Source organism: Sporosarcina sp. P12(2017) (genome assembly GCF_002743035.1).
Classification (GTDB): domain Bacteria; phylum Bacillota; class Bacilli; order Bacillales_A; family Planococcaceae; genus Sporosarcina; species Sporosarcina ureae.
On the sequence record NZ_PDYL01000026.1, the window covers coordinates 1 to 21,861 of the forward strand.

General features: G+C 41.1%; 25 protein-coding genes and 1 riboswitch. Of the genes, 8 read left to right on the plus strand and 17 right to left on the minus strand.

Going from position 1 to position 21,861, the window contains the following annotated elements; genetic code table 11:
- Positions 1–142: 142 nt before the first annotated feature.
- From CSV80_RS16170 to CSV80_RS16175, 3 genes are all read right to left on the minus strand, one after another.
- A complete protein-coding gene (locus CSV80_RS16170; RefSeq protein ID WP_099671725.1) occupies positions 143–1,510 on the minus strand; it encodes a leucyl aminopeptidase family protein in 1,368 nt (455 codons plus the stop codon).
- A gap of 45 nt (positions 1,511–1,555) precedes the next feature.
- Positions 1,556–1,711 (minus strand): hypothetical protein, encoded by a 156-nt coding sequence (locus CSV80_RS17700; RefSeq protein WP_169535198.1) that lies wholly within the window; start codon positions 1,709–1,711, stop codon positions 1,556–1,558.
- A gap of 125 nt (positions 1,712–1,836) precedes the next feature.
- Positions 1,837–2,073 (minus strand): hypothetical protein, encoded by a 237-nt coding sequence (locus CSV80_RS16175; RefSeq protein ID WP_099671724.1) that lies wholly within the window; start codon positions 2,071–2,073, stop codon positions 1,837–1,839.
- Positions 2,074–2,161: 88 nt separating this feature from the next.
- On the opposite strand from CSV80_RS16175, the gene CSV80_RS16180 reads away from it, so the two are divergent.
- Positions 2,162–2,605: a YaiI/YqxD family protein gene (locus CSV80_RS16180; RefSeq protein WP_099671723.1), complete on the plus strand. Its 444-nt coding sequence runs from the start codon at positions 2,162–2,164 to the stop codon at positions 2,603–2,605.
- Between the two features lie 90 nt (positions 2,606–2,695).
- Here CSV80_RS16180 and CSV80_RS16185 read toward each other — a convergent pair whose 3' ends face one another.
- Positions 2,696–2,995 carry a cupin domain-containing protein gene (locus tag CSV80_RS16185; RefSeq protein ID WP_099671722.1) on the minus strand — a complete coding sequence of 100 codons (300 nt, stop codon included), beginning with the start codon at positions 2,993–2,995 and terminating at the stop codon, positions 2,696–2,698.
- Positions 2,982–4,010 (minus strand): LLM class flavin-dependent oxidoreductase, encoded by a 1,029-nt coding sequence (locus tag CSV80_RS16190; RefSeq protein ID WP_099671721.1) that lies wholly within the window; start codon positions 4,008–4,010, stop codon positions 2,982–2,984. The genes CSV80_RS16185 and CSV80_RS16190 overlap by 14 nt, the downstream gene beginning before the upstream one ends.
- Before the next feature lie 94 nt (positions 4,011–4,104).
- Between CSV80_RS16190 and CSV80_RS16195 the strand changes: the two genes are divergently transcribed.
- Positions 4,105–5,184: a type III polyketide synthase gene (locus CSV80_RS16195; protein WP_099671720.1), complete on the plus strand. Its 1,080-nt coding sequence runs from the start codon at positions 4,105–4,107 to the stop codon at positions 5,182–5,184.
- Between the two features lies 1 nt (position 5,185).
- Positions 5,186–5,713: an isoprenylcysteine carboxyl methyltransferase family protein gene (locus tag CSV80_RS16200; protein ID WP_099671719.1), complete on the plus strand. Its 528-nt coding sequence runs from the start codon at positions 5,186–5,188 to the stop codon at positions 5,711–5,713.
- A 160-nt stretch (positions 5,714–5,873) separates the two neighbouring features.
- Here CSV80_RS16200 and CSV80_RS16205 read toward each other — a convergent pair whose 3' ends face one another.
- Genes CSV80_RS16205 through CSV80_RS16220 form a run of 4 tightly spaced genes read right to left on the minus strand, consistent with a single transcriptional unit; the run spans position 5,874 to position 8,158 of the window.
- Entirely contained in the window at positions 5,874–6,617 is a 744-nt protein-coding gene (locus CSV80_RS16205) for a thermonuclease family protein (RefSeq protein WP_233201625.1), read from the minus strand.
- 13 nt (positions 6,618–6,630) lie between these two features.
- Entirely contained in the window at positions 6,631–6,972 is a 342-nt protein-coding gene (locus CSV80_RS16210) for a fluoride efflux transporter FluC (RefSeq protein ID WP_099671718.1), read from the minus strand.
- Positions 6,969–7,343: a fluoride efflux transporter FluC gene (locus CSV80_RS16215; RefSeq protein ID WP_158231936.1), complete on the minus strand. Its 375-nt coding sequence runs from the start codon at positions 7,341–7,343 to the stop codon at positions 6,969–6,971. The genes CSV80_RS16210 and CSV80_RS16215 overlap by 4 nt, the downstream gene beginning before the upstream one ends.
- Before the next feature lie 17 nt (positions 7,344–7,360).
- Entirely contained in the window at positions 7,361–8,158 is a 798-nt protein-coding gene (locus CSV80_RS16220) for an alpha/beta hydrolase (protein ID WP_233201624.1), read from the minus strand.
- A 107-nt stretch (positions 8,159–8,265) separates the two neighbouring features.
- Here CSV80_RS16220 and CSV80_RS16225 point away from each other — a divergent pair, with 107 nt between their 5' ends.
- Positions 8,266–8,784, plus strand: a complete 519-nt coding sequence (locus CSV80_RS16225; RefSeq protein WP_099671716.1) for a gamma carbonic anhydrase — start codon at positions 8,266–8,268, stop codon at positions 8,782–8,784.
- A 380-nt stretch (positions 8,785–9,164) separates the two neighbouring features.
- On the opposite strand, the gene CSV80_RS16230 is transcribed toward CSV80_RS16225, so the two are convergent.
- The 4 genes from CSV80_RS16230 to CSV80_RS16245 all read right to left on the minus strand — a co-directional run bounded on the left by CSV80_RS16230 (position 9,165) and on the right by CSV80_RS16245 (position 13,940).
- Complete coding sequence (locus CSV80_RS16230) at positions 9,165–10,241, minus strand: Fe(3+) ABC transporter substrate-binding protein (protein WP_099671728.1); 1,077 nt, start codon at positions 10,239–10,241, stop codon at positions 9,165–9,167.
- A 213-nt stretch (positions 10,242–10,454) separates the two neighbouring features.
- The gene (locus CSV80_RS16235) at positions 10,455–11,132 is read right to left on the minus strand and encodes an ABC transporter ATP-binding protein (RefSeq protein ID WP_099671715.1); all 678 of its coding nucleotides are present in this window, start codon (positions 11,130–11,132) and stop codon (positions 10,455–10,457) included.
- Positions 11,133–11,137: 5 nt separating this feature from the next.
- Positions 11,138–12,784 carry an ABC transporter permease gene (locus CSV80_RS16240; protein WP_099671714.1) on the minus strand — a complete coding sequence of 549 codons (1,647 nt, stop codon included), beginning with the start codon at positions 12,782–12,784 and terminating at the stop codon, positions 11,138–11,140.
- Positions 12,785–13,082: 298 nt separating this feature from the next.
- Positions 13,083–13,940 (minus strand): YitT family protein, encoded by an 858-nt coding sequence (locus CSV80_RS16245; protein WP_099671713.1) that lies wholly within the window; start codon positions 13,938–13,940, stop codon positions 13,083–13,085.
- 429 nt (positions 13,941–14,369) lie between these two features.
- On the opposite strand from CSV80_RS16245, the gene CSV80_RS16250 reads away from it, so the two are divergent.
- A complete protein-coding gene (locus CSV80_RS16250) occupies positions 14,370–14,534 on the plus strand; it encodes a Fur-regulated basic protein FbpA (RefSeq protein ID WP_099671712.1) in 165 nt (54 codons plus the stop codon).
- 41 nt (positions 14,535–14,575) lie between these two features.
- Here the strand turns inward: CSV80_RS16250 and CSV80_RS16255 are convergent, their stop codons facing one another.
- The 3 genes from CSV80_RS16255 to CSV80_RS16265 form a co-directional block, all read right to left on the minus strand.
- The gene (locus CSV80_RS16255; protein WP_233201622.1) at positions 14,576–15,739 is read right to left on the minus strand and encodes an MFS transporter; all 1,164 of its coding nucleotides are present in this window, start codon (positions 15,737–15,739) and stop codon (positions 14,576–14,578) included.
- Positions 15,736–16,356, minus strand: coding sequence for a TetR/AcrR family transcriptional regulator (locus tag CSV80_RS16260; protein WP_099671711.1), 621 nt, complete (start codon positions 16,354–16,356; stop codon positions 15,736–15,738). The genes CSV80_RS16255 and CSV80_RS16260 overlap by 4 nt, the downstream gene beginning before the upstream one ends.
- A 233-nt stretch (positions 16,357–16,589) precedes the next feature.
- Entirely contained in the window at positions 16,590–16,823 is a 234-nt protein-coding gene (locus CSV80_RS16265) for a YkuS family protein (RefSeq protein WP_099671710.1), read from the minus strand.
- Between the two features lie 199 nt (positions 16,824–17,022).
- On the opposite strand from CSV80_RS16265, the gene CSV80_RS16270 reads away from it, so the two are divergent.
- Together CSV80_RS16270 and CSV80_RS16275 are read left to right on the plus strand one after the other, a co-directional pair.
- Positions 17,023–17,640 carry a hypothetical protein gene (locus CSV80_RS16270; protein WP_099671709.1) on the plus strand — a complete coding sequence of 206 codons (618 nt, stop codon included), beginning with the start codon at positions 17,023–17,025 and terminating at the stop codon, positions 17,638–17,640.
- A 6-nt stretch (positions 17,641–17,646) separates the two neighbouring features.
- Positions 17,647–18,420, plus strand: coding sequence for a DUF3891 family protein (locus CSV80_RS16275; RefSeq protein WP_099671708.1), 774 nt, complete (start codon positions 17,647–17,649; stop codon positions 18,418–18,420).
- A 46-nt stretch (positions 18,421–18,466) separates the two neighbouring features.
- Here the strand turns inward: CSV80_RS16275 and metK are convergent, their stop codons facing one another.
- Entirely contained in the window at positions 18,467–19,678 is a 1,212-nt protein-coding gene (gene metK, locus CSV80_RS16280) for a methionine adenosyltransferase (RefSeq protein ID WP_099671707.1), read from the minus strand.
- 176 nt (positions 19,679–19,854) lie between these two features.
- A riboswitch (SAM riboswitch) is annotated at positions 19,855–19,974 on the minus strand.
- A gap of 177 nt (positions 19,975–20,151) precedes the next feature.
- Between metK and pckA the strand changes: the two genes are divergently transcribed.
- Positions 20,152–21,744, plus strand: coding sequence for a phosphoenolpyruvate carboxykinase (ATP) (gene pckA / locus CSV80_RS16285; RefSeq protein WP_099671706.1), 1,593 nt, complete (start codon positions 20,152–20,154; stop codon positions 21,742–21,744).
- Positions 21,745–21,861: the final 117 nt, after the last annotated feature.

Here is a 21,861-nt window from a genome sequence, read left to right on the forward strand (position 1 = left end):
GTGAAGTTAGCCGGTTTTATATACGGACTCACAAATGGTCCCAGAGGCTGGTCGGCTTTTCTTCACTTCTACTATAAAAAATAGTAGCACAAACCATGGCCTTGGTTTGTGCTACTAATGTTAGTATGTTTTATCTGTATACTTATTTAGTCAATGACACTGTATAATCCGCAAGCAAACGTGCTCCGTATCCTGTTGCAGATTTTGTGTAATAACCTTTCGACTTCTGCTTATCCATGACGCCTGCCATGTCCACATGCAACCAGTTATTCTTCGGTGCGAACTTGCGCAGGAAGAGGCCAGCCGTGATCGAACCGGCAACAGATAGAGAACTCATATTATTGCAATCAGCATAGGCGCTGTCTAGGGTTTCTTCATACTCATCCACCAACGGTAGTGGCCAAACGAAGTCACCGTTTTGATCGCCTATTTTCTTCAGTTTAGCAGACAACTCTTCATCGCCGAAAACTCCGCCGACTTCTGTACCGAGAGCAGCGACAACAGCACCAGTCAATGTAGCAATATCGACTGTGTAATCTGCGTTTAATTCTCCTGCGCGAATTAATCCGTCCGCTAAAATCAAGCGGCCTTCAGCATCGGTATTACCGACTTGTACACTGATGCCATTCTTATATTGAATTACTTCTCCAGGCATAACAGCGTCGGGTCCTGGAGTGTTTTCTACCATTGGAATCAGCACGACTACATTCACTTTGGCATCTGAATGAGCTAGAAGTGATAAAGCTCCGCTCACAGCTGCTGAACCGCCCATATCCATGCGCATATCACTGTCGTCGCGTCCGCCTTTCAAGCTGATACCGCCCGAATCATATGTCACGCCTTTTCCGACAAGAGCCACGAGTGGTTTCGATGCATCCGTCTGCAATGTCATCTCTACGAATGAAGGTTCATATTTACTACCGCGACAAACAGTCAACACACCGTTCATCTCGCATTCTTCGATTTCTTTTTTGCCAAGTACATCGATTTTCACTTTTGTCCCTTTGAAATGGTCTTTCAATACTTCTGGATACGTCTCCGGGTTTAGGACATCGGAAAGTTCATTCATCAAATCGCGAGAAAACGCCATAGCTGCTGCACGCACTTCTCCTGATTTGACTGCTGCATTGTCAGCACCTTTAACATTTAATGTAGTGACAGGGTCTGCTTTTTTGGATTGGTAGCGGTCAAAGTTATAAGCGCCAAGGTGCCATCCTTCGACGAAAGCCGTCACTGCTTCATCTACAGACGACCACTTTTGCCCTAGCTGATCTGCTTGAATCGAAGCAGAATCTACTTTTTGTGCCGCCAGATTACGAGAGATTTCACCTGCAATACTGCGAATTGCATCTAGTGTTTTCCATTCTTTATTTTTTATAACGACTAGCTGTTTTCCGTCATGTACAAACGTGGAAAATCCTCCAGTTTGATTGTCGACAAATTGCTTCACCAAAAGATTCTTCGTTATTTTTGCATCTGTTGCGAATAAAATCTCTACATTAATTTGCATAGTTATAATAGCTCCCTTCACTATTTCGGTTTCCTAAATAGCTTATCACTTTTTACCTGATAGCGCTAAGAAGAGAGTGGCCAGTGGTCCTAAAAATAAGGAGAGTATAAACCAGTTCAATCCGCTTCTGTTTTTTCCTTGCGCTAATACTGCATTGATTAAAGCTAACGTGCCCCATCCTACAAAATATCCTTCATTCATCTTTCATCACTCCGTCATCTAGTTGTATTGTATGTATACGATTTACCTCACAGGTTAGTTTCGTTATTAGCTTTTAACGCAAAAAAGGAACATCCGTGATGTCCCTAGCAGTTCTCTTAACTTTATTAGCTACCTATTGATGTAGGTGCGTTATCATCAGTCGCATTTTGGTAGTTCTGATTACCAACTTTTGCTCGTACTTCTTCTTCTGTTAACGGTGGTGGAATTTCGTGATCTGCCAACGCTCTGTTTTCAAGTGGAACTTCTATGTTCTCCATGGCAGCATTCCTCGCATCCATTTCACGTCCATATTGCTCACGTTGTTCTACAGTAGTTCGTTGTTCTTTTGATAAATCAGCCATTTCATCACCTCAATCGTACATTTTTACTTATCTTTCCCGTTATTTGCTATACTAAACCTATTAAGTAATGCGGAAGGAGTGGTACTACGTGACAACGATTTTAGTGGATGCAGATGGCTGTCCAGTAATCAATGAAACGATCGCGATAGCTAAAGAGTACGGCCTACCTTGTGTGTTAATATGTGACACTGCACATGAAATGCACCGGGAAGGCGCAGAAACCATTACTGTTTCCAAAGGTGCCGACGCAGTCGATTTTGTATTGGTGAACCGTATAAAAAAAGGGGATATCGTCGTCACTCAAGACTACGGATTGGCCGCTATGGCGTTGGCGAAACAAGGATTGCCACTTGATCAAAACGGTAGATGGTATACAAATGACAATATTGATCAATTACTTGCGGCACGTCATAAAGCTCAGAAAATCCGCCGAGCAGGAGGTCGTTTGCGTGGCCCGAAAAAACGAACTGCTGAACAGAATAAAGGTTTCATTTCTAGTTTGTGTGAATTATGTAAAACCGTTCAGCATTAACCTACTCCATATACTATAAACATACTAACATTAGTAGTACAAACCAAGGCCATGGTTTGTACTACTAATGTTAGTATGTTTATAGTATCTTTATGGTTTCACTTGAATAACCAAAACATCTGACTCTTCTATAGCATGTAAACTATGCCTTTCCATAGGCACCATATGCAAGACATTATCTGGTGTTACATCAACCGGCTCGCTATCCACTATGAACCGCACTTTTCCTTTACGCACGATGATGAATACTTCTTTATTCGCATCATGCTCTGCTACTTCCTCACCTGCACGCAATTGAATATTCATAATGGTTGCATTGTCGACGTTCGCCACTTTCTCCACATGCTTTTTCTTTTCAGTCAGCTGATCTTTTGTATCAATCAAATTCATTACTCTTCTCCCCTTTCAAAAATTCTTGCATAATCAGTTCATACGACTTCAGTTTATCATGAAAGTTATATGTAATTGAAACGAGCATGATTTCTTCTGCTCCAAAATTTTCCGCTATTTGTTCCAACTGCCTACGAGCTGATTTTGGTGTACCGACTATCATACGCTCGCGATTCAATTGAACAAGTTCTCGTTCCAGTTGACTATATGGATACGCTGCCGCTTGTTCTGGTGAAGGTGTACCCTCTATTTTCATTCCTTGTTGTTGCATAATCATTAACAGATCCAATGAGGACGCAATCCAATCTGCCTTTTCTTCCGTCTTTGCACAAAACAAAAATACGGCTACCGCTTGCTTCGGTAAAGATGTATAAGCAGACGCTTGGAAATGATCTCGATAATACCTCGCAGCCTCCCTACCTCCTTCACTATTGATGAATTGTGCAAACATATAAGGTAATCCTTTTTGAGCTGCTAAGCCCGCTGACTCTTTACTTGTGCCTAACATCCAGATGGGTGGTGCATTATTCGTCAGTGGGGTTGCTTTCAATCCTTCATATGGATGATCTGTAGGCAACGCGTCGTGAAGATACATGTGCAGGTCGTCAATTTGTTGGGGATATTGGTCACGATTTAGATATTCGCCATTGTTGAGAGCATATGTTGCTCGGGGCATCCCTGCTGGAGCTCGCCCGACACCCGCATCAATTCTCCCAGGGAACAAGGCTTCTAACACTTTGAAGTTTTCTGCCACCTTATAAGGGGAATAGTGAGGTAGCATGACACCACCTGATCCGATTCGGATAGTCGAAGTGACTGTAGCCAAATGCGCCATCAGGATTTCGGGAGATGAACCTGCTAGAGTTGGAGCATCATGATGTTCAGACACCCAAAAGCGGCTATAGCCTAATTCTTCGGCTTTCTTTGCCAATCGGGTCGTTTGCTGAAGAGCCTCATGAGCATGACTGCCGAATGTAATGGGAGATTGATCTAATATACTTAATTGTATCTTCAAGACAAGTCCTCCTCTTCTATTGCATATAGTCTACAAGAAGCCACGGCAAAATTCACTGCTCACGCTCGCCATTAATTTAAACGGAGGTTACCCTATGCCAATCATCCAATCTGTCAGTACAGTTAGTCCGCCTGTTGATTTGCCACAGCAAGAGGCTATGACATTTGCTCGCTCTTTATTTTCGGATTCATTTAAAGATATCGACCGCTTATTGAAAGTGTTCCAAAACGGTGAAATTGATTCACGTCAAGTATGTATGCCGTTGGAATGGTATGCGGAGCCCCATGATTTTGAAACGAAAAATAATTTATACATTCAGCATGCTGTTGCACTCGGTAAACAGGCAGTCGAGAAATGTCTCACCAACACGACAACGCTTGAGCGTCCCGTGAATGCAGCTGAAATAGACGCGATATTCTTTGTTTCAAGTAGTGGCATCTCCACCCCAAGTATCGATGCGCGTCTTATAAATCAATTACCATTTCGACATGATATTAAACGTATTCCAATTTGGGGTCTTGGCTGCGCAGGTGGTGCTTCGGGTATGAGTCGTGCTTTTGATTACTGTAAAGCCTATCCTGAATCGAATGTTCTCGTTCTCGCTGTTGAGCTTTGCAGCTTAACATTTCAACGCGATGATGTGTCAAAAAGTAACTTGGTCGGTGTATCGCTATTCTCTGATGGTGTAGCTTGCGCACTTGTTTCTGGAGAACAGTCTACCATCAAAAGCATACGTCCGATGCCTCATATCCGTGCAACTTCTTCACGTTTTATGCCCGATTCAGAGGACGTGATGGGCTGGGACATTAAAAATAATGGTTTGCATGTTGTATTTTCAAAGAGTATTCCAAACGTCATCAAGAGTTGGTTAGGACCATTTGTACATCAATTCGTGGAAGATCATAATCTATCAATGGAAGATGTACAGCATTTTGTTGCACATCCAGGGGGCAAAAAAGTATTAGATGCTTATCAAAAAGCCTTGAATATGAATCCAGAGCAAACCGCTACGTCGAAAAAAGTGTTGCAATACCATGGAAACATGTCGTCTCCTACTGTGCTGTATGTACTCAAGGATTTTATCGAGCAACAACCTGCGGAAGGTGAATACGGTTTAATGGCAGCGCTTGGTCCAGGCTTCTGTGGAGAATTACTGTTGTTGGAGTGGCAGTAAGATGAGCAGGCTCTTTTTGTTTGTTTTTATCATCGTCGTCATTCAACGGTTAGTCGAATTGGTCGTCGCCAATCGTAACGAGAAATGGATTCGCAGTAACGGCGCAGTAGAAATCGGTGCGTCTCATTATAAATGGATGGTTCTGATGCATACGGCATTTTTCGTTTCCTTATTATTCGAAGTTCTTGTATTCGAACGTCCTCTCTCACCGTTCTGGAGCATTTTGCTTGGAATTTTCCTATTGATGCAAGTACTGCGTGTTTGGTGTCTGTCGTCGTTAGGGAAGTTCTGGAATACTAAAATTCTCATACTACCTGGAGCGAACGTACAAAAAAAAGGACCTTACCGCTGGATCCGCCACCCGAACTATGTCATTGTCACAACTGAACTGATTGTATTACCTTTACTATTCAGTGCGTACTTCACTGCAGGAATGTTTTTGTTGCTGAACATCTGGATGCTATCCGTTCGGATTCCCGCTGAAGAACGCGCACTGCGAGAGCTTACCAATTATAATGAAGTATTTTAATGAAAAAAGAATGAAAACAAATCCTTGATCTGACCAGGAATTGTCTTCATTCTTTTATTTATTCATTAGGGTTTACATGTAAGCATTCTACGTGAGTTCATGAGATGTAGAAATTGTCCGCTTACGATCACAGTGTCTTGCCAGTTACTTAGTCATTATTTTATTCACAAGCCCGTCCGTCACTATTGCCATCCATCTGTTCTTTATATGCCGGGTGGCCTTTCTTAACGCCCTCCGGATATACCTTACGAAGCTCTGTACAGTTCTTGAAATCCTGTGTTTCACCATAGACAGGGATCTTCACTGAATCTGTAGGATATTTCTCACTGTCAAAACCGCGGTCTGTGGTGTAGTCTTCCAACGTCCAAATTCCGATGCTGGACTTTTTCGCTTGTTGTTCTGCTTTCTCAAACGCATCTAGATGCCGTGTGTTAGGCGGATACACATAAGCGACTCTCGCCAATCCCTCTTTTAATAACTGTTCTTGCACACTCTTGCCGTCTATGTATATATACGCTAATAACCTGCCGTATTTGTCATATTTCCCGCCTACATCAAACTCGATTTCGAGCTGACCTTTTTGCAATAGTTCTTGATTTCGAACTTTTGCTTGCTGCCCATACGGCTGCTTGCCAAGACGTGGATGGTTCGTTTCCGGTGTATCAATTAATAAATACCGTACATTTTCTTCTTTACCTTCATACATGATCTTGATCGTATCGCCGTCAATTGTTTTCACTAATTCGACAGGAATCAGACCTTGACGACTCGGCTCTTTTTCTTCATCGTCAAATAGTTCTGGGAAATATATGGCGACAATCGCAACCCCTAAAGCAATTAAGAATGAAGTGATCCTTTTCTTGCGTTTGTTTGGTGTCGTTTTTTGCATTGTTTTGTTATTCATCAGAACCTCATTTCTATAAGCTAAAACCTAAATAGGCTAAGCCTATCCCTACTGTGAACGTGAATAGTGTATAACCAACGGCCTGAAATTTCCGGCCTTCAGTCCAGTACGTCCAAATCTCTTTCATTAACGTAGAATAGGTCGTTAGAGCACCTGCCACACCAGTTGCCAAGAATAGTGTCCAACTGAGTGAAAAATTTGAACCTATGATCCAGCCAATGAAGAAGCTTCCAATAGAATTAACTAGCAGTGTTCCATATGGCAAACGTTTTCGATTGAGCTTGGCAGATACCTCGAAACGCACTAGCGCCCCTATAAATCCGCCACAACCAACTGCTATGAAATGCCAGATCATGACGAGCACCTCCTAGCCAATGAAAAACCAAGTGCTGCCATAGCTAGTCCACCCGCTAAACTACTAGCGACGTAAGTGCCGGCGAGTCCAAAAAATCCATCACTTAGCAATTCAACCGTTTCTACACTGACTGCTGAAAACGTCGTAAATGCACCAAGGAATCCTGTAGTTATAACCGTCACCATCAGAGGGCTGAGACTTCCCCCAAGACGAGCACGTTCTACTATATAGCAAAGCACAAACGTGCCGACTATGTTCACCAAGAATGTCGCGACAGGAAAAGAACCGCTGACGATCAGCAGCTGACCGACCAGCAGCCTTGTGCTCGCTCCAAAAGCACCAGCCACACCTATGTACAAACGTTTTCTCATATGTTCACGACCTAACGTCATTCGATAATATATCCGAGTGAATGAAGTACATTATTAATGAATGAATGTGTATATAAATAGACCCCTTCTTGCTCAGGTGCTTGGATGATATCGTGCTCAACGTCTTTCCATCGTTTCAACTGAAGTTCAGATAAGTTTTGTGCGAATGCCCACTTCCGTGTGTAATCGATGTTCGTAATTTGATCTGCTTCTCCCGTATGAAGTAACAACGGTACATCTTGGATAATTAAATCAGGTTGCATGACAGACTTCATAAGTGTCTGTAATTCACGGTACCAGCCGCCTGTCACAATGGATACATACATTGGATCTTCAGCGTATTGCTCTAAAAATTCAGGATTACGTGATAGGAGTTCTGGCGTTATTTCATGATTCAATGTCATCGATTGAGACCATTTTGTAAACATTTTCGCCCGAATTGGCGGGTGATGTTCCAAGTGTAGCCAAGGCGATGTACAGATCACTCCCGCACATTCGATTCGTTCCATCTGTAATAAACGAAGTAAGAACGTAGCTCCTAAACCATGTCCAAATAAAAATACAGGCAAATTATCATCTAATCCGCTACGGATCATTTTCTTGATAAATCTGCGGTAGTCCTTAAATGCTTCTGCATGCACTTCGACACTTTCATTGCCGTGACCAGGTAAATCTCCCGCCACGACGTGAAAACCGTCGCTTCGAAATTTCTGTATAAGCCATACATATCTTCTATGATGTTCATAAGCGTTATGTACAAGAACGATAACACCTTTTGCCTTACCTTCTGCTTCCCATTTCCACAAAGTTATCACTCCTTATTTGACTATCTTATTCTATCCATTTCATTCTTATGTTTCACAAAAACTAAATGTTTGTTACGATAAATTATACATGATTATTTAGAAAAGAGGAGATTTGATTGATCTATCCATACGAAGGTAAATTTCCCGAGATTGACCCGTCCGTCTATATTGCGGACTACGTAACGATTTCTGGGGATGTAACTATAGGACCCGAATCGTCTATTTGGTTCAACACTGTAATTCGCGGGGATGTATCGCCTACTATTATTGGACGTAAAGTAAACATCCAGGATTTCTGCTGTCTACATCAAAGCCCCAAGTTTCCATTAATTCTTGAAGATAACGTGACGATTGGCCACAAAGTCATGCTCCATAGTTGTACGATTAAAACCGGCGCACTCGTTGGAATGGGTGCCACTGTGCTCGATGGAGCTGAGGTTGGTGAAGGCGCATTCATCGGTGCTGGAAGCTTGGTAACTCCAGGCAAGAAAATCCCACCTAACACATTAGCGCTCGGCTCTCCTGCCCGTGTCGTTCGTGATTTGACTGACGAAGATCGCGCAGACATGACAAGAATCGTCAATGATTATGCACGTAAAGGTCAATTATATAAAGCGTTGCAAGAAGAGGACTAATCGAAGTACCCGTTACTAGCGGGTGCTTCTTTTCGTAACGCTTGGGTTTTTTCGACATTTAGGTTGCGTTGCGTATAGCAATCTTTCCTATATATACATATGTCTGCACTCTCTCCTGCAAACATATGAATCACTTGCTGGACAAGACATCTTTGCCAGATACACACTCCACTAACATATCATATATTCGCTTGCAGTTCGTTCCGGCTGTTTTCTTACCATGAAAAGAGTTTTACTTTATCCATTCTGAACTGTTATAAGTTTTCACTCAATCTATGACTCATGGCAGCCCCAAAATGTTTCATCTACTAAAAAAATCAGTAGTTGATATGTATTTTTAGAAACAAAAAAGCAGCCCGAGAGCTACTTTTTTGTTGAACTTATTTCCAGCCTACTTCATTCATCAATTCTACAGCTTTCGGATTATACTTTCCGTAATCTGCGAAGTCCACTTTTTGTGGTGTGAATGTACCCCATTCAGCCATAACTTCCGGTAATTTTGCTTCTTCGTTAACCGGGAACTCAAAGTTTTCTTCCGAGACTTGTTCTTGTGCTTCCGCAGTCGTTAAGTACTCGATCAACTTCACTGCATTTTCTTTGTTTTTACTGTGCTTAATTAAGCCAGCACCACTGATATTAATATGTGTTCCTGTAGTTTCTTGGTTCGGGAAGAATACGCCGATCTGGTCGAACACTTTAACATCTTCCGGTTCATCTGAAACAGACATATGACCTACGTAGTAACTATTCATAATCGCTACGTCACCAACACCTGCAACGATTGCACGCGCTTGGTCGCGGTCTCCGCCTTCAGGTTCACGTGCTAGGTTATCTGCAATTCCTTGCGCCCACTCTTTAGCTTTTTCTTCGCCATCGATTGCGATTAATGATGCCATCAACGATTGGTTATACAAGCTGTCAGATGATCGAACAAGTAATTTGTCTTTCCACTTGTCTGTTGCAAGGTCTTCGTAAGTGGATAACTCTTCTGGCTTCACACGATCTTTTGCATACACGATTACACGTGCACGAGTAGATAATCCAATCCACTGATTGTCTGTGTCGCGAAGCTCTGCTGGTACTGCACTATCGATTTCTTCAGATTCAACGGGTTGCAAAAGACCTTCTTCTTTTGCTGTGTTCAAGATCCCACCATCAACCGTGATGAATAAATCAGCAGATGTATTTTGTCCTTCACGCTTTAACCGCTCTATTAATTCTGGTGCTTTTGCTTCGATTACATTTACTTTAATGCCGGTATTTTCTGTAAAATCTTCGTAAAGAACTGCGTCTACGTCATAGTGTCTAGCTGTATAGACGTTTACTTCCCCACCTGTTTTCTCATCTTCTGTTGCATCTGTTGTATCCTCTGCAGGAGTTTCTTCTTTTGCTGGTTCGTCTTTTTGTTCCTCTTGATTGGAACTTGAGTTACATGCGCCTAAAACTGCCGCAAGCATCAATAGAGCGAATGCCCATAAAAACTTCTTCAAATTGATTTCTCTCCTTATTTTCTCATCTACGTTGCATATCATAGTACGGTAATGAGAATCGTTTTCATTGCTAAAGTGATTGTAATACACTTCCGAATATAAGTCTAGTATTCGTTTTCTTTTATTTCTGGAAATAAATAGAGAGTGCCGGTAGCCTATCCGACACTCTCTATTTCAACACTATACAGTTATGGCTTCTTTTTCTGATCCAACATACGTTGCACAATCAATGTAGATAGTTCGATCACAAATCGCGTCCACATCGGCTTGATCATGTGATACAAACAAACATGTAATATTAGCTTTTTGTAAGATATCCCGAACTTCCATTCGGATCAATGACTTCAAATTCGTATCCAGATTACTGAACGGCTCATCCATCAACAGGATCGAAGGTGAAGGTGCCAAAGCTCTTGCCAATGCTACACGTTGCTGTTGTCCCCCGCTAAGTTCATGGGGATAGCGCTTGGCAAACTCTTGTAATTGAACGAGTTCTAGCATTTCATCCAAACGCTTCTTTTTCTCTAGGCGCTTCATTTTATGTAAACCAAAGCAAATGTTTTCGCTTACTGTGAGATGCGGAAATAGTGCATAATTCTGAAACACCATACCTACACCGCGCTTCTCTGCCTCAATATATATGTTATCTCCTACAATCTGTCTGCCATCCAGTTCGATACTACCTGTCGTAGGATCTTCCAAACCTGCAAGCAATCGGAGCAAGGTACTTTTCCCGCTACCGCTCGCACCGACAATCCCTACGATTCCCCCTTTTTCAATTGTAAATGAAAAGTGATCTATGACGGGCGGCTGTTTTTTTGAATACCGAAATGATAAGTTTTGGATGTTTACGAACATAGTTCTCACTTCTCCTCAAATTTCAAAATAATAATCACCGACAAGATGCTTAGACAAATTAATAACAACGAGGATGGTGCTGCTTCATAAATTCGTTCGTCGATTGCATATTGATACGTCCGTGTTGCGAGCGTATCAAAGTTAAATGGGCGCAACAATAAAGTCAGAGGTAGTTCCTTCATAATTTCTAGGAATGCCAGCGCAAAACCAATTAAGATCGAACCGCGTAGTAATGGAAACTCTACTTTCCAAAATGTGTACGTTAAGCCACGTCCTAGTAAGAATGACGCTTCACGATAAGACGGAGGCACTTTTGTATAACCTGACTCAATCGCATTAAATCCTTGTGCCATAAACCGGATTACGTATCCTGTGATCAGCATAGCGATCGACATACTTAATACGAGTGTACCAGATTCCACCCCTAATAGTTTCGGATAAATAAATGCCAGTTTCTCATCCAGCGTAATAAATAACGCCAGCACGCCAATTGCGACGACTGCTCCTGGAACTGCATAACCCGATGTCATGATACGGGCAAGTAAGTTAGACGAAGCCGATGGATACAAGTTAATCGTACGGGCTGCCAAGATTGCAAAGAAGCTAATGATCAATGCACCGATTAGAGCGGCCAATAAACTATTGGTGATTAGGCTGACAAAGTCTGAACGCCATACTTTTTCAAAAGTTTTTAATGACCAAGAGATCAGTTGAACAAAAGGTATTAAAAAGGCGCTTAAGAATACAGCAGAACAAGTGAGGAATGCTACCCAAGCAGTCCATCCACGTAATCGTTTACGCGCGAGTGGTCTGCTTTGCGTCACGTTCGTATTATATTTTCGACCTTTGCGTAAAAAACGTTCTAGCATAAAAATTCCTAATATAATGACGAGCAACCAGGCAGCCAAGCGCATAGCCGCATGGATATCATACATGCCGAACCACGTCTGGAAAATCGCGGTGGATATCGTTCGTACACCAAAGAAGCTGGCTACGCCGTAATCACTAAGCACTTCAAAAATGACTAGCATCGATCCTGCAATGATGGCAGGTCGTGCAATTGGTAATCCCAAACGGAAGAACATCTGGAAGCCATTCAATCCAAGGGTTTTGGCGCTCTCAATATATGATGCGCTTTGTTTTTCAAAATAATTGAGCGCAATCATATACACATACGGATAGAGAAATAATGTGAGTACAAAAATCGCTCCACGCAGTGACATGATCTCAATTGTGCCTGGTGTAAAATGATAGTCAAAATGATTACGGAAGAACGATTGGATGACGCCTGTATAGCTTGTCATCGTACTGTATGTATAAGCCGCTATATAAGGTGGTATAGCCAATGGTATGATCAACAGCCATTTAAACTGCTTACGAAATGGAAATTCATAGGCCGCAACAATCCAGGCCAGTACTACTCCGATGGTCGTCGAGAGGAATCCGACAGATCCAACTAAAATAACTGACCCTTTAATATAGTCAGCAAGCAAATATTCTTTAATATGTTCCCAATTTTCGCCCGTCGGCTGGAAGAAACTCAATACGACATAGGCGACTGGCATAATAATGACAAGCGCCCCAAGCATTGTAATGACGAACCAACTGTTTGCGCGACGGCGAATCTCTCTTAGCCATATAGATGTTTTCATATAGTATGATACCAACTTTACTACGCACGATGGCGGTTATGGTGTACTTTAAGTATGACTTACATAATGAAAGTCACTCTCAAGTATATACAAATTCTCTGCGCTTTCCAATGCTTTCACAAGAATTCAACAAATCTAGGCTGTTTATGTTCTACAAAATTAAACAAAAAACGGAATGGATTACTTGTTACTGATTTTATAGTAAAATCCTAGCATATAAAAATGAAGACAAACCCATTTTTCGGAGTTTGTCTTCATGTGAAATAATTTAGATAAAATGTATCGTGAATTATATGACCTAGGTTAGCTTCTCATTTTCTTTTCTAAAGAAACCGAAGATACCTACTGTTTGTACGATATTAGTAAAGGCTTGTGGATCTGTTTCATTGATGATTCGTTCCAAATCGTATAGTTCATATCTTGTGATGACGACATAAAGCATATTCTTATCTTCTTTTGAGTAAGCCCCTTTAGCCGGTAGTATAGTGATTCCTCGTACCATTTGACGATGGATTGCTTGTTGAAGATCGTCTGCTTTTCTTGTGATGATCATCGCGGTTACTTTTTCATGTCGCGTATGAATCATGTCAATCACCGACGTCGTCACGTATAGCGCAACCATTGTGTAAAGTGCGTTTTCCGGTTCATATAGAATACCTGCAAAGACGATTAGAATCCCGTTTAGCACTAAAAAGTAGACACCAATTGGTTTATCCTGCATACGAGATAAAATCATCGCGACTATATCCATTCCACCGGTAGATGCCCCTAACTTCAAGGAGATCCCTACACCTACACCTGCCAGCACGCCGCCAAATACCGCATTCAGCATAATGTCGTCTGACATAGAACGCAATGGCAATAATTCAAGGAATAGTGTAGCGAACGCAACAGATAAGACACTGTAGATCGTGAAACCTTTCCCTACTTTAAACCAACCGAGAATGAAGACCGGTATGTTGAATACTAGCAATAAAATACCTGTGCTGATTGTCATGTCCAAATGATCTTTCAAAACACTTGAAACTAACTGGGCCGCACCCGCAAACCCACTCGCATACACATTGGCATTGATGAGAAAGAAATTTAATGATAAAGCCATTAGTAGCGAGCCTAAAATAACAACTGCCACACGTTTTGCTTCAATAAAAAACATAGCGACCTCCTATGGTAAATAACAAATTTATGCACGACCTAGATTATATCTATTTTTTCCTCATAATGGTACCCCTACGCCTCATTTGATAAAAAAACAACTACTAATGCATCAATTCTTCTCTTCATCTTTACTATATCATCGCCCATCGCCTACTGTGTTGCTACCGGCATTCACCGACTATTGAAATGACTCTAAAATCAGATAAATCTTAATTGAATCTGGGGCATTTCGTGTTACGTAAGTCAACATGGGCATCTTCTCTTTATACTATTCTGAACCTACTGTAAAGCACAAGTCCCTACTATACTACCGATTTGACGTCATCAATTAAACGGAACAGTCCGAAAGTTCCAACTATAAATTATACGGTTTAATTCAGGTTAATATCGGCTATAGTTAGATGGGGAATCAAGGAGGAAATGTGAGATGGAAACAAACAAAAAGGTAAGTGAATCAAAACGAGACAAAATGATTGAAGAGCTCGTTTCAAATGGGGTATTTAAAATTGATGGGAAACAACTGTACGAATTACCGCTTCAATCATTAATGCAAGAATATGAAGCATTCGGACAAACCGACATTCAAATGTAAAAAAATTGAGACGTGCCAAATTAGGTACGTCTCATTTTTATTTAAGCCTCTATTGCTGACGCTTTAGGTTTTCTGAAAACCTTAAACAAAATGATTAGTAAAACCGTGATACCTAGCGCAATACCTATCACGGAGTATTGGAAACGTATTGTGGGAAAACCTGCTAAACTTGCAATGCCATCCAATAGTAAAGGTGAGCTGAACTGACCAATAAAAATTGAACTAGATACTATAGCAATCACACGGTCACTATGTAGAGGATTGACCAAGCCTAACGCTTTCACGTTGATGATCGGAAACAAAATTCCTTGTCCAAAACCAATTATGCAGGTGCAAGCTAAAATAAGTGGGACAGAATGACTTAGAGCCAAACCAGTAAATGCAATACCCATTAAGAATATACTGATCGGCATGATATACGACTTCAGGATATCTTGTAGCTGAATCAATGTCAGGCTAGTAATCATGCCCCCTACAGTTGTAAAGGAAATCACTGTACCTGCCAATGCGGAACCACCTATATTGCTTTGCTCTAAGTAGAGTGCCATATTCGTGGCAACCGAATAGTAAACTAGCATTATACCTGCAGAAGCTGCTGCATATCCAAAAACCATCAGCGGTATTTTACTTCTTTTTATGCTTTTATCCTGTGTAAGCGGAGTGTCTTTCGGCAAGAATAGGAAGACCATAATGAAAATCACGACACCCATTAAATATACATTAAATGGAGCTCTCCAACTGATCGCGGCTAAGTAACCTGCCAGCATCATCGTTACGATTCCACCAAAATTACTGAATGCTGAATTATACCCCATCATCTTCACTTGCTCTCGACCTCTAAAGTGATCACTAATTAACGTGATCCCAAGTGGCATCACTAAACCGACGCCTGCTCCTAACACAAATCGAAAGGCTAGTAACATTTCAATCGTATTGGTGAATTGTGCTCCTACCCCTGCGAATACATAAATGAATAAACCGATCAAAGCAACTGTGCGTTTAGGTATCTTTGACGTTAACCAACTGGAGATAAATGTAAATGGAATGATGAATAAAGAAGGAGCGGTTAAAATCAGCTTGATCATCACCGGATTTGCCTCTGGGAAGTTTGCTGCAATCAATCCAAGGGCTGGAGAAATAGCAGCTCCCGCCATAACCGTTGCCATCGAGATGGAAATGATCGTTGGTTTTAACATGCGTTTCATTGGTCATCCCCCTGTCCTGGATGCCGTTTAAGTTGGCGCAATACTTTTTCAGCTGATACTTTAATGGGTGAAATTTTCCGAGCATTTGTTAATAACAAACCATGCACTAAAGATAAATGATACACAGCTAATTCTTCTGCATCTCCTTCAATAAACTCTCCGGAGATTTGTCCTCTAATAATAATATGTTCAATACGTTCAACCATGAATCGATATTTTTCCACAATCTCTTCTTTCACTTCTTGTGTTAAATGATCCGAATACAAAGCTTGCATGATCAAGATATGGCGATGTACCCCATCTCTTAATGAGCCAGAGTGGGTTACTTCAGTAAGCCATTCCAATTGCTTTAAAGGACTGTCATGTTTTTCCTCTGCTTGATCAACTGTACCGATGATGACAGTGAGTAACTCAAGAATAACCTTAACGTACAGATCTTCTTTTGACTTGAAGTAGTGGTAAAACAAGCCGTGACTTTGTTCGGCTTTATTTGTGATATCACTAATTTTTGTTGCTGCGTACCCTTTCGTACCAAATAATTCGATAGCGGCTTCTTTTAATTCGTGCTGCCGAACATCGCGAATCTCTTGAATCTTTTCATTCCTTCGGAGGGACATAAAGGTTTTTCAACTCACTTCTTTTTATTCATTGACTCACGAGTCAATGTTGATCAGTTTACTGTCCCATTGGCTTCTTGTCAACTTCCTAAAGCAAAATGACGCGGAATCACCTTTACTAAACGTAGCAAGCAGGCGCCTACGATCAATTCTTTTATTTTCTATGCAAAAAACTGAAGAACAATTCCCTGTTGGATTTGTTCTTCAGTTCTAAGATAGAATATATTCAATTATTAGCGATGTACTCTTTTTTCTACATCTTCTACAATGTCTTGTACGGAGTTGCCTTCAATGCTCACTACTGGGAAGTCGAATTGGTCGATGTTGACATCGCTTAATGCACGTACAACACCCATGTCATAGCCGCTTAGATGTTCATCACTTGCAAACATCTTCACTTCATGTCCTTTTTCTTCTAAGGCTTGTTTCACATCATCAAATGGTATTTCTACTGCTATTTTCGCCATGTTCTATTCCTCCTCAGAAAACTACGTGTATTCGGCTAATACTTTATAATTTCCCGCTCTCTTTTAATTTAAACATAACTTCTACTAGTATGTTTATATCATAATATTACTAAAACGATTTATTTTGAGGAAAATGGGTATTTTACTATTACACCATTGAATCATCATATGAAGAACTTATAGAAGGAGTCGACATGATATGTTTGGTTTAGCAGACCTCCTCGGCTTGGTAATTTCTTGTTTCATCATTTTACCTGTCGTTACATTCCTAAGAGAAGCTGGGTATTTTGTTATTAGTGGGCTCTTCGGTGTGAAAAATGCCAGACTCACTATTGGTTCTGGACCCAGACTTTTAAAATTAGGCGTTTTAGATATACGAAAATATTATCATGTGAATAGCTGGTTTTCATTTGATTCAGTGAAGAGGAAAAGTAATTTTGCTTATATATGTATATATGCAGGGCCCATTTTGATTAATGTTGTCGTGGCGCTCACAATGAATGCACTGATTGCAAATGGTTTTTTCGAAGACTCTAAAACATTCTGGAACCGTTTTATTTTCTATGCTTTCTATTTCGTGCTATTTGACTCTATTCCAATGAAAACGGTAAATGGTAAGCCGAATAACGGAATGATCATTTATGAACTTCTACGATACGGAAAACGTGTCGACTTCAATGAAGAGCCTATTATTCCGGCTACAACAGAAGCAGAGGAAATGTATCAGGAAGAAGTAGAGAGAATGGAAAAAGTACAAGAAAAGATAAAAGAAGAAGTCATACAAAATGACGACGCTCCTCCTGACAAGAAAGGATGAAGTACAATGATTGTACGTGAACACAAGAAGTCATTCAGCTTCGTGCAACAACATCATCATGCACACCTAGCTGAAGAATTAATGAAACACTGGAAAAAGGAGATGTTTCCTGATGATCAATGGCGTCATTCTGTACTAACTGCTATTAGGAACCACGACATCGGTTGGGCTCCTTTTGACGAACAACCTTTTCGGAACGATGCGAAGTCTGCACCATTTCAATTCTCTGACTTTCCGACTCTCCCTAAAACGGTACTTTATCGTCAAGGGATTGATGTTGTAGAAAATATAGATCTTTATGCAGCTATACTTTGCAGTCTTCATTATGAACAGTTTATTCAGGGCAATAACAGGAAAGAAGCAAAGCTATTTATCGAGGGTGAACAGAGTCGTCGAGAACGATTACGTAAAGAAGTCGTGGGGTTCAATAAAGAACTATTTGAAAAGCATTTCGCTTTGCTTCAGCTTGCTGATAATTTTTCCTTGTATTGCTGTGTGAATGAACCAGGTGTAGACAAAGCAAATGAACATATATTTTTTCGTGATGGTATTCCTTCTCCAGACAATTTCCATTCATTACCGATAGGACGAATTGGAATATACTTTGCAGATCAGCACACGATTAAGGTAAAGGATTATCCATTCAGCAGTTCGTTTGATGTGGAAGTGAAGCAAAAGAAGGTGTTAAAAAATGATATTGAGGCTAAAGGATTGCAAGTAGCTTGTAAAGAGGCAGACTATGAAGTGATTCCTCTTCGTATTTCGCCAGCGAACAAATAAAAAATGCAGAAAGAGACTGTGAGTTCTCTTTCTGCATTCCAGTACTTTAGTGTTTCACACGTACGTTACTAGCAAGTTCTTTCAACGCTTCCACTTTATCCGTCTGTTCCCATGGCAATTCGATATCAGTGCGGCCGAAGTGACCGTATGCTGCTGTTTGTTTGTAGATTGGACGACGTAGGTCAAGCATTTTGATGATTCCCGCTGGTCGAAGGTCAAATAATTCGCGTACGAACTCCACTAATTGAGTCTCGGACAGCTTACCGGTGTCGAATGTATTGATCGAAATCGAAACCGGGCTTGCTACTCCAATAGCATACGCCAACTGAACTTCACAATGTTCAGCAAGTCCTGCTGCAACGATGTTCTTTGCAACATAGCGTGCTGCATAAGAAGCGGAACGGTCTACTTTTGTAGCGTCTTTCCCCGAGAAAGCACCGCCACCATGACGGGCATATCCACCGTACGTATCAACGATGATTTTACGTCCAGTCAGACCGGAATCTCCTTGAGGTCCACCTACAACAAAGCTGCCAGTAGGATTAATGAAGTATTTAGTATGCTCGTCCAATAAGTTTTTTGGAACTACTGCATCAATGACAACTTTCTTTATATCCTTCTCGATTTGCTCGAGTGTCGCTTCAGGGTGGTGTTGTGTGGAAATAACGATTGTGTCAATTCGCACGGGATTATTATCTTGATCGTATTCTACCGTTACTTGTGTTTTTCCGTCAGGACGTAAATACGTAATAAGTTCCTCTTTACGTGCCTGCGCCAAGCGATGTGCCAATTTATGAGAAAGGCTAATTGGTAAAGGCATTAATTCCGGCGTTTCATTACATGCATATCCAAACATTAGACCTTGATCTCCTGCACCGATTGCATCTAATTCTTCATCTGACATAGAGCCTTCACGTGCTTCGAGTGCCACGTTGACACTTGCAGCGATTTCAGGTGATTGCTCGTCAATGGAAGTTAGTACAGCGGACGTCTCGTAATCGAAGCCATATTTCGCACGAACATACCCGATTTCCTTTACAGTGTCGCGAACGACTTTCGGAATATCCACATACGTTGTTGTAGTGATTTCTCCCATTACTAATACGAGTCCAGTCGTGATGCTCGTTTCACATGCCACACGCGCATTTGGATCTTCCGTTAGGATCGCATCTAAAATTGCGTCTGATATTTGGTCGCACATCTTGTCAGGATGGCCTTCTGTAACTGATTCTGATGTAAACAGTCGACGGTTTGTCATTTTGTTTCCCCCTATATTAAGCATCATGATACGGTACTCTCATAAGTCCCTGGTAAAGTTCCACGCCTAGACGTCAAGCATATACCATAAGGATTCAGGGCTAGACAATATAAAAAGCCCTCCACTCATTTTCAATCCATGAGTAAAAGGCAAAATTTCACGCGCAGCACCTTTCACTCTTATCGTCCAAGGAATTAAACCTTGCTTCAGGTTTGGCACCTTCGCGTTAGACGTACGTCTATTGCAGGTTGCCGGGTTTCACAGGGCCTGTACCCTCCACCAACTCGGGATAAGAGTATCCGTTCATGTCACATCGTATTAAAAAGTTTGGATTTTGTCAAATTATTTATCCTAAATCACTTGAGTTTTCCATTAGTATAGATTAATATTCTTAATGTGTTATACTATTTACGAATTAGGATATTCTTATTAAGATAAAAATAAATCGACTACGCAAAGGACGGTATGTAAACATGATATCTGCAAAAATTGATGATAGCTTAAAAAGTCTTCTTAGTGGAAGCAACGTGACGATCCAAGCGTCTGTAGCAGAATTAACGGAAAAAGCAGTGGCAAGAGACGAAGCTAAACTTTCTGCCGACGGTGCGATCACTGCACGTACAGGTAAATATACAGGACGCTCACCTAAGGACAAATTCATCGTTGAAGATGCAGTGTCTAAGGATAAAGTAGATTGGGGTAGCACGAACAGTCCAATTTCAGAAGAGATCTTTGATTCATTATACACGAAAGTCATTGATCATTTGAAGATAAAAGATGAACTCTTTGTATTTAAAGGGTTTGCAGGAGCAGATAAAGACTCTCAATTGTCTATCCAAGTAATTAATGAATTAGCTTGGCAAAATCTGTTTGTTCACCAATTATTCATCCGTCCAACCGAAGAAGAATTAAAAACACACGAATCGCAATTCACAATTTTGGCTGCCCCTTCATTCAAAGCGGATCCAGAAGTGGATGGCACAAACTCTGAAACGTTCATCATTGTGTCGCTTGAAAAGCGCATCGTCTTGATCGGTGGTACAGAGTACGCTGGAGAAATGAAAAAGTCTATTTTCTCTGTTATGAACTTCTTGCTTCCAGAGCAAGATATCTTATCTATGCACTGTTCAGCAAACGTTGGAGAAGAAGGCGATGTAGCTTTATTCTTCGGTCTTTCTGGAACAGGTAAAACGACACTTTCAGCAGATGCTAACCGTAAACTTATTGGTGACGATGAGCACGGCTGGTCTGATAATGGCGTATTTAACATTGAAGGTGGATGTTACGCAAAGTGTATCAACCTTTCTGCTGAAAAAGAACCTGAAATCTTCGGAGCAATCCGTTTCGGTGCTGTTTTAGAAAACGTAGTACTGGATGAAGAAACGCGCACTCCAGATTATGATGATAAATCATTAACAGAAAACACACGTGCTGCTTATCCGATTGAAAACATTGACAATATCGTGACACCGTCTGTTGCTGGTCACCCGAAGAACATCATCTTCCTTACAGCTGATGCTTCTGGCGTATTGCCTCCAATCTCGATTCTTACAAAAGAACAGGCAATGTACCACTTCTTGAGCGGTTTCACTTCTAAACTTGCTGGAACTGAGCGTGGAATCACTGCTCCTGAACCAACATTCTCTACTTGTTTCGGTTCACCATTCTTACCACTTCCTGCAGCAACATATGCAGAGATGCTTGGAAAGAAAATTGATGAGCACGGTTCAAAAGTATTCCTTGTGAATACAGGATGGACTGGCGGAATCTATGGTGTAGGTTCACGTATGAACTTGGGCTACACACGTTCAATGGTACGCGCTGCAATTGCCGGTAAATTGGATAATGTAGAAACAAAGAAGAACGAAATCTTTGGCTTGAATATGCCTATTGAAATCGAAGGCGTACCAAGTAATGTTCTACACCCTCGTTACGCTTGGGAAGATCCGAACGAATACGATAAAGAAGCAAACCGTTTGGCTGATGCATTCCGTGAGAACTTCAAGAAATTCTCACACGTTTCAGAAGACATCGCAATCAAAGGCGGACCACCCGTTATTAAGTAATGACATATGAAAAAGGCTGACCAGGAATTCCTGGTCAGCCTCTTTTTTGGTTTTAAATTTCTTTTGGCTTTGATACGGATACGTAAGATACGGCAGTAGGTAGTTGCTTTGCGAAGA

Bases quoted from the DNA above. Each gene is read 5' to 3' on its own strand.
- CSV80_RS16185 (WP_099671722.1), bottom strand. From the start codon at position 2,995: ATGAATTTGATTGATACAAAAGATCAGCTGACTGAAAAGAAAAAGCAT.
- CSV80_RS16210 (WP_099671718.1), bottom strand. From the start codon at position 6,972: ATGATCTGGCATTTCATAGCAGTTGGTTGTGGCGGATTTATAGGGGCG.
- CSV80_RS16245 (WP_099671713.1), bottom strand. From the start codon at position 13,940: ATGTTTTTTATTGAAGCAAAACGTGTGGCAGTTGTTATTTTAGGCTCG.
- CSV80_RS16265 (WP_099671710.1), bottom strand. From the start codon at position 16,823: ATGGCGAAAATAGCAGTAGAAATACCATTTGATGATGTGAAACAAGCC.
- CSV80_RS16200 (WP_099671719.1), top strand. From the start codon at position 5,186: ATGAGCAGGCTCTTTTTGTTTGTTTTTATCATCGTCGTCATTCAACGG.
- CSV80_RS16230 (WP_099671728.1), bottom strand. From the start codon at position 10,241: ATGCTTGCGGCAGTTTTAGGCGCATGTAACTCAAGTTCCAATCAAGAG.
- CSV80_RS17700 (WP_169535198.1), bottom strand. From the start codon at position 1,711: ATGAATGAAGGATATTTTGTAGGATGGGGCACGTTAGCTTTAATCAAT.
- CSV80_RS16215 (WP_158231936.1), bottom strand. From the start codon at position 7,343: ATGAGAAAACGTTTGTACATAGGTGTGGCTGGTGCTTTTGGAGCGAGC.
- CSV80_RS16235 (WP_099671715.1), bottom strand. From the start codon at position 11,132: ATGTTCGTAAACATCCAAAACTTATCATTTCGGTATTCAAAAAAACAG.
- CSV80_RS16170 (WP_099671725.1), bottom strand. From the start codon at position 1,510: ATGCAAATTAATGTAGAGATTTTATTCGCAACAGATGCAAAAATAACG.
- CSV80_RS16195 (WP_099671720.1), top strand. From the start codon at position 4,105: ATGCCAATCATCCAATCTGTCAGTACAGTTAGTCCGCCTGTTGATTTG.
- CSV80_RS16275 (WP_099671708.1), top strand. From the start codon at position 17,647: ATGATTGTACGTGAACACAAGAAGTCATTCAGCTTCGTGCAACAACAT.
- metK (WP_099671707.1), bottom strand. From the start codon at position 19,678: ATGACAAACCGTCGACTGTTTACATCAGAATCAGTTACAGAAGGCCAT.
- CSV80_RS16260 (WP_099671711.1), bottom strand. From the start codon at position 16,356: ATGTCCCTCCGAAGGAATGAAAAGATTCAAGAGATTCGCGATGTTCGG.
- CSV80_RS16270 (WP_099671709.1), top strand. From the start codon at position 17,023: ATGTTTGGTTTAGCAGACCTCCTCGGCTTGGTAATTTCTTGTTTCATC.
- CSV80_RS16175 (WP_099671724.1), bottom strand. From the start codon at position 2,073: ATGGCTGATTTATCAAAAGAACAACGAACTACTGTAGAACAACGTGAG.
- CSV80_RS16240 (WP_099671714.1), bottom strand. From the start codon at position 12,784: ATGAAAACATCTATATGGCTAAGAGAGATTCGCCGTCGCGCAAACAGT.
- CSV80_RS16255 (WP_233201622.1), bottom strand. From the start codon at position 15,739: ATGAAACGCATGTTAAAACCAACGATCATTTCCATCTCGATGGCAACG.
- CSV80_RS16250 (WP_099671712.1), top strand. From the start codon at position 14,370: ATGGAAACAAACAAAAAGGTAAGTGAATCAAAACGAGACAAAATGATT.
- CSV80_RS16205 (WP_233201625.1), bottom strand. From the start codon at position 6,617: ATGAATAACAAAACAATGCAAAAAACGACACCAAACAAACGCAAGAAA.
- pckA (WP_099671706.1), top strand. From the start codon at position 20,152: ATGATATCTGCAAAAATTGATGATAGCTTAAAAAGTCTTCTTAGTGGA.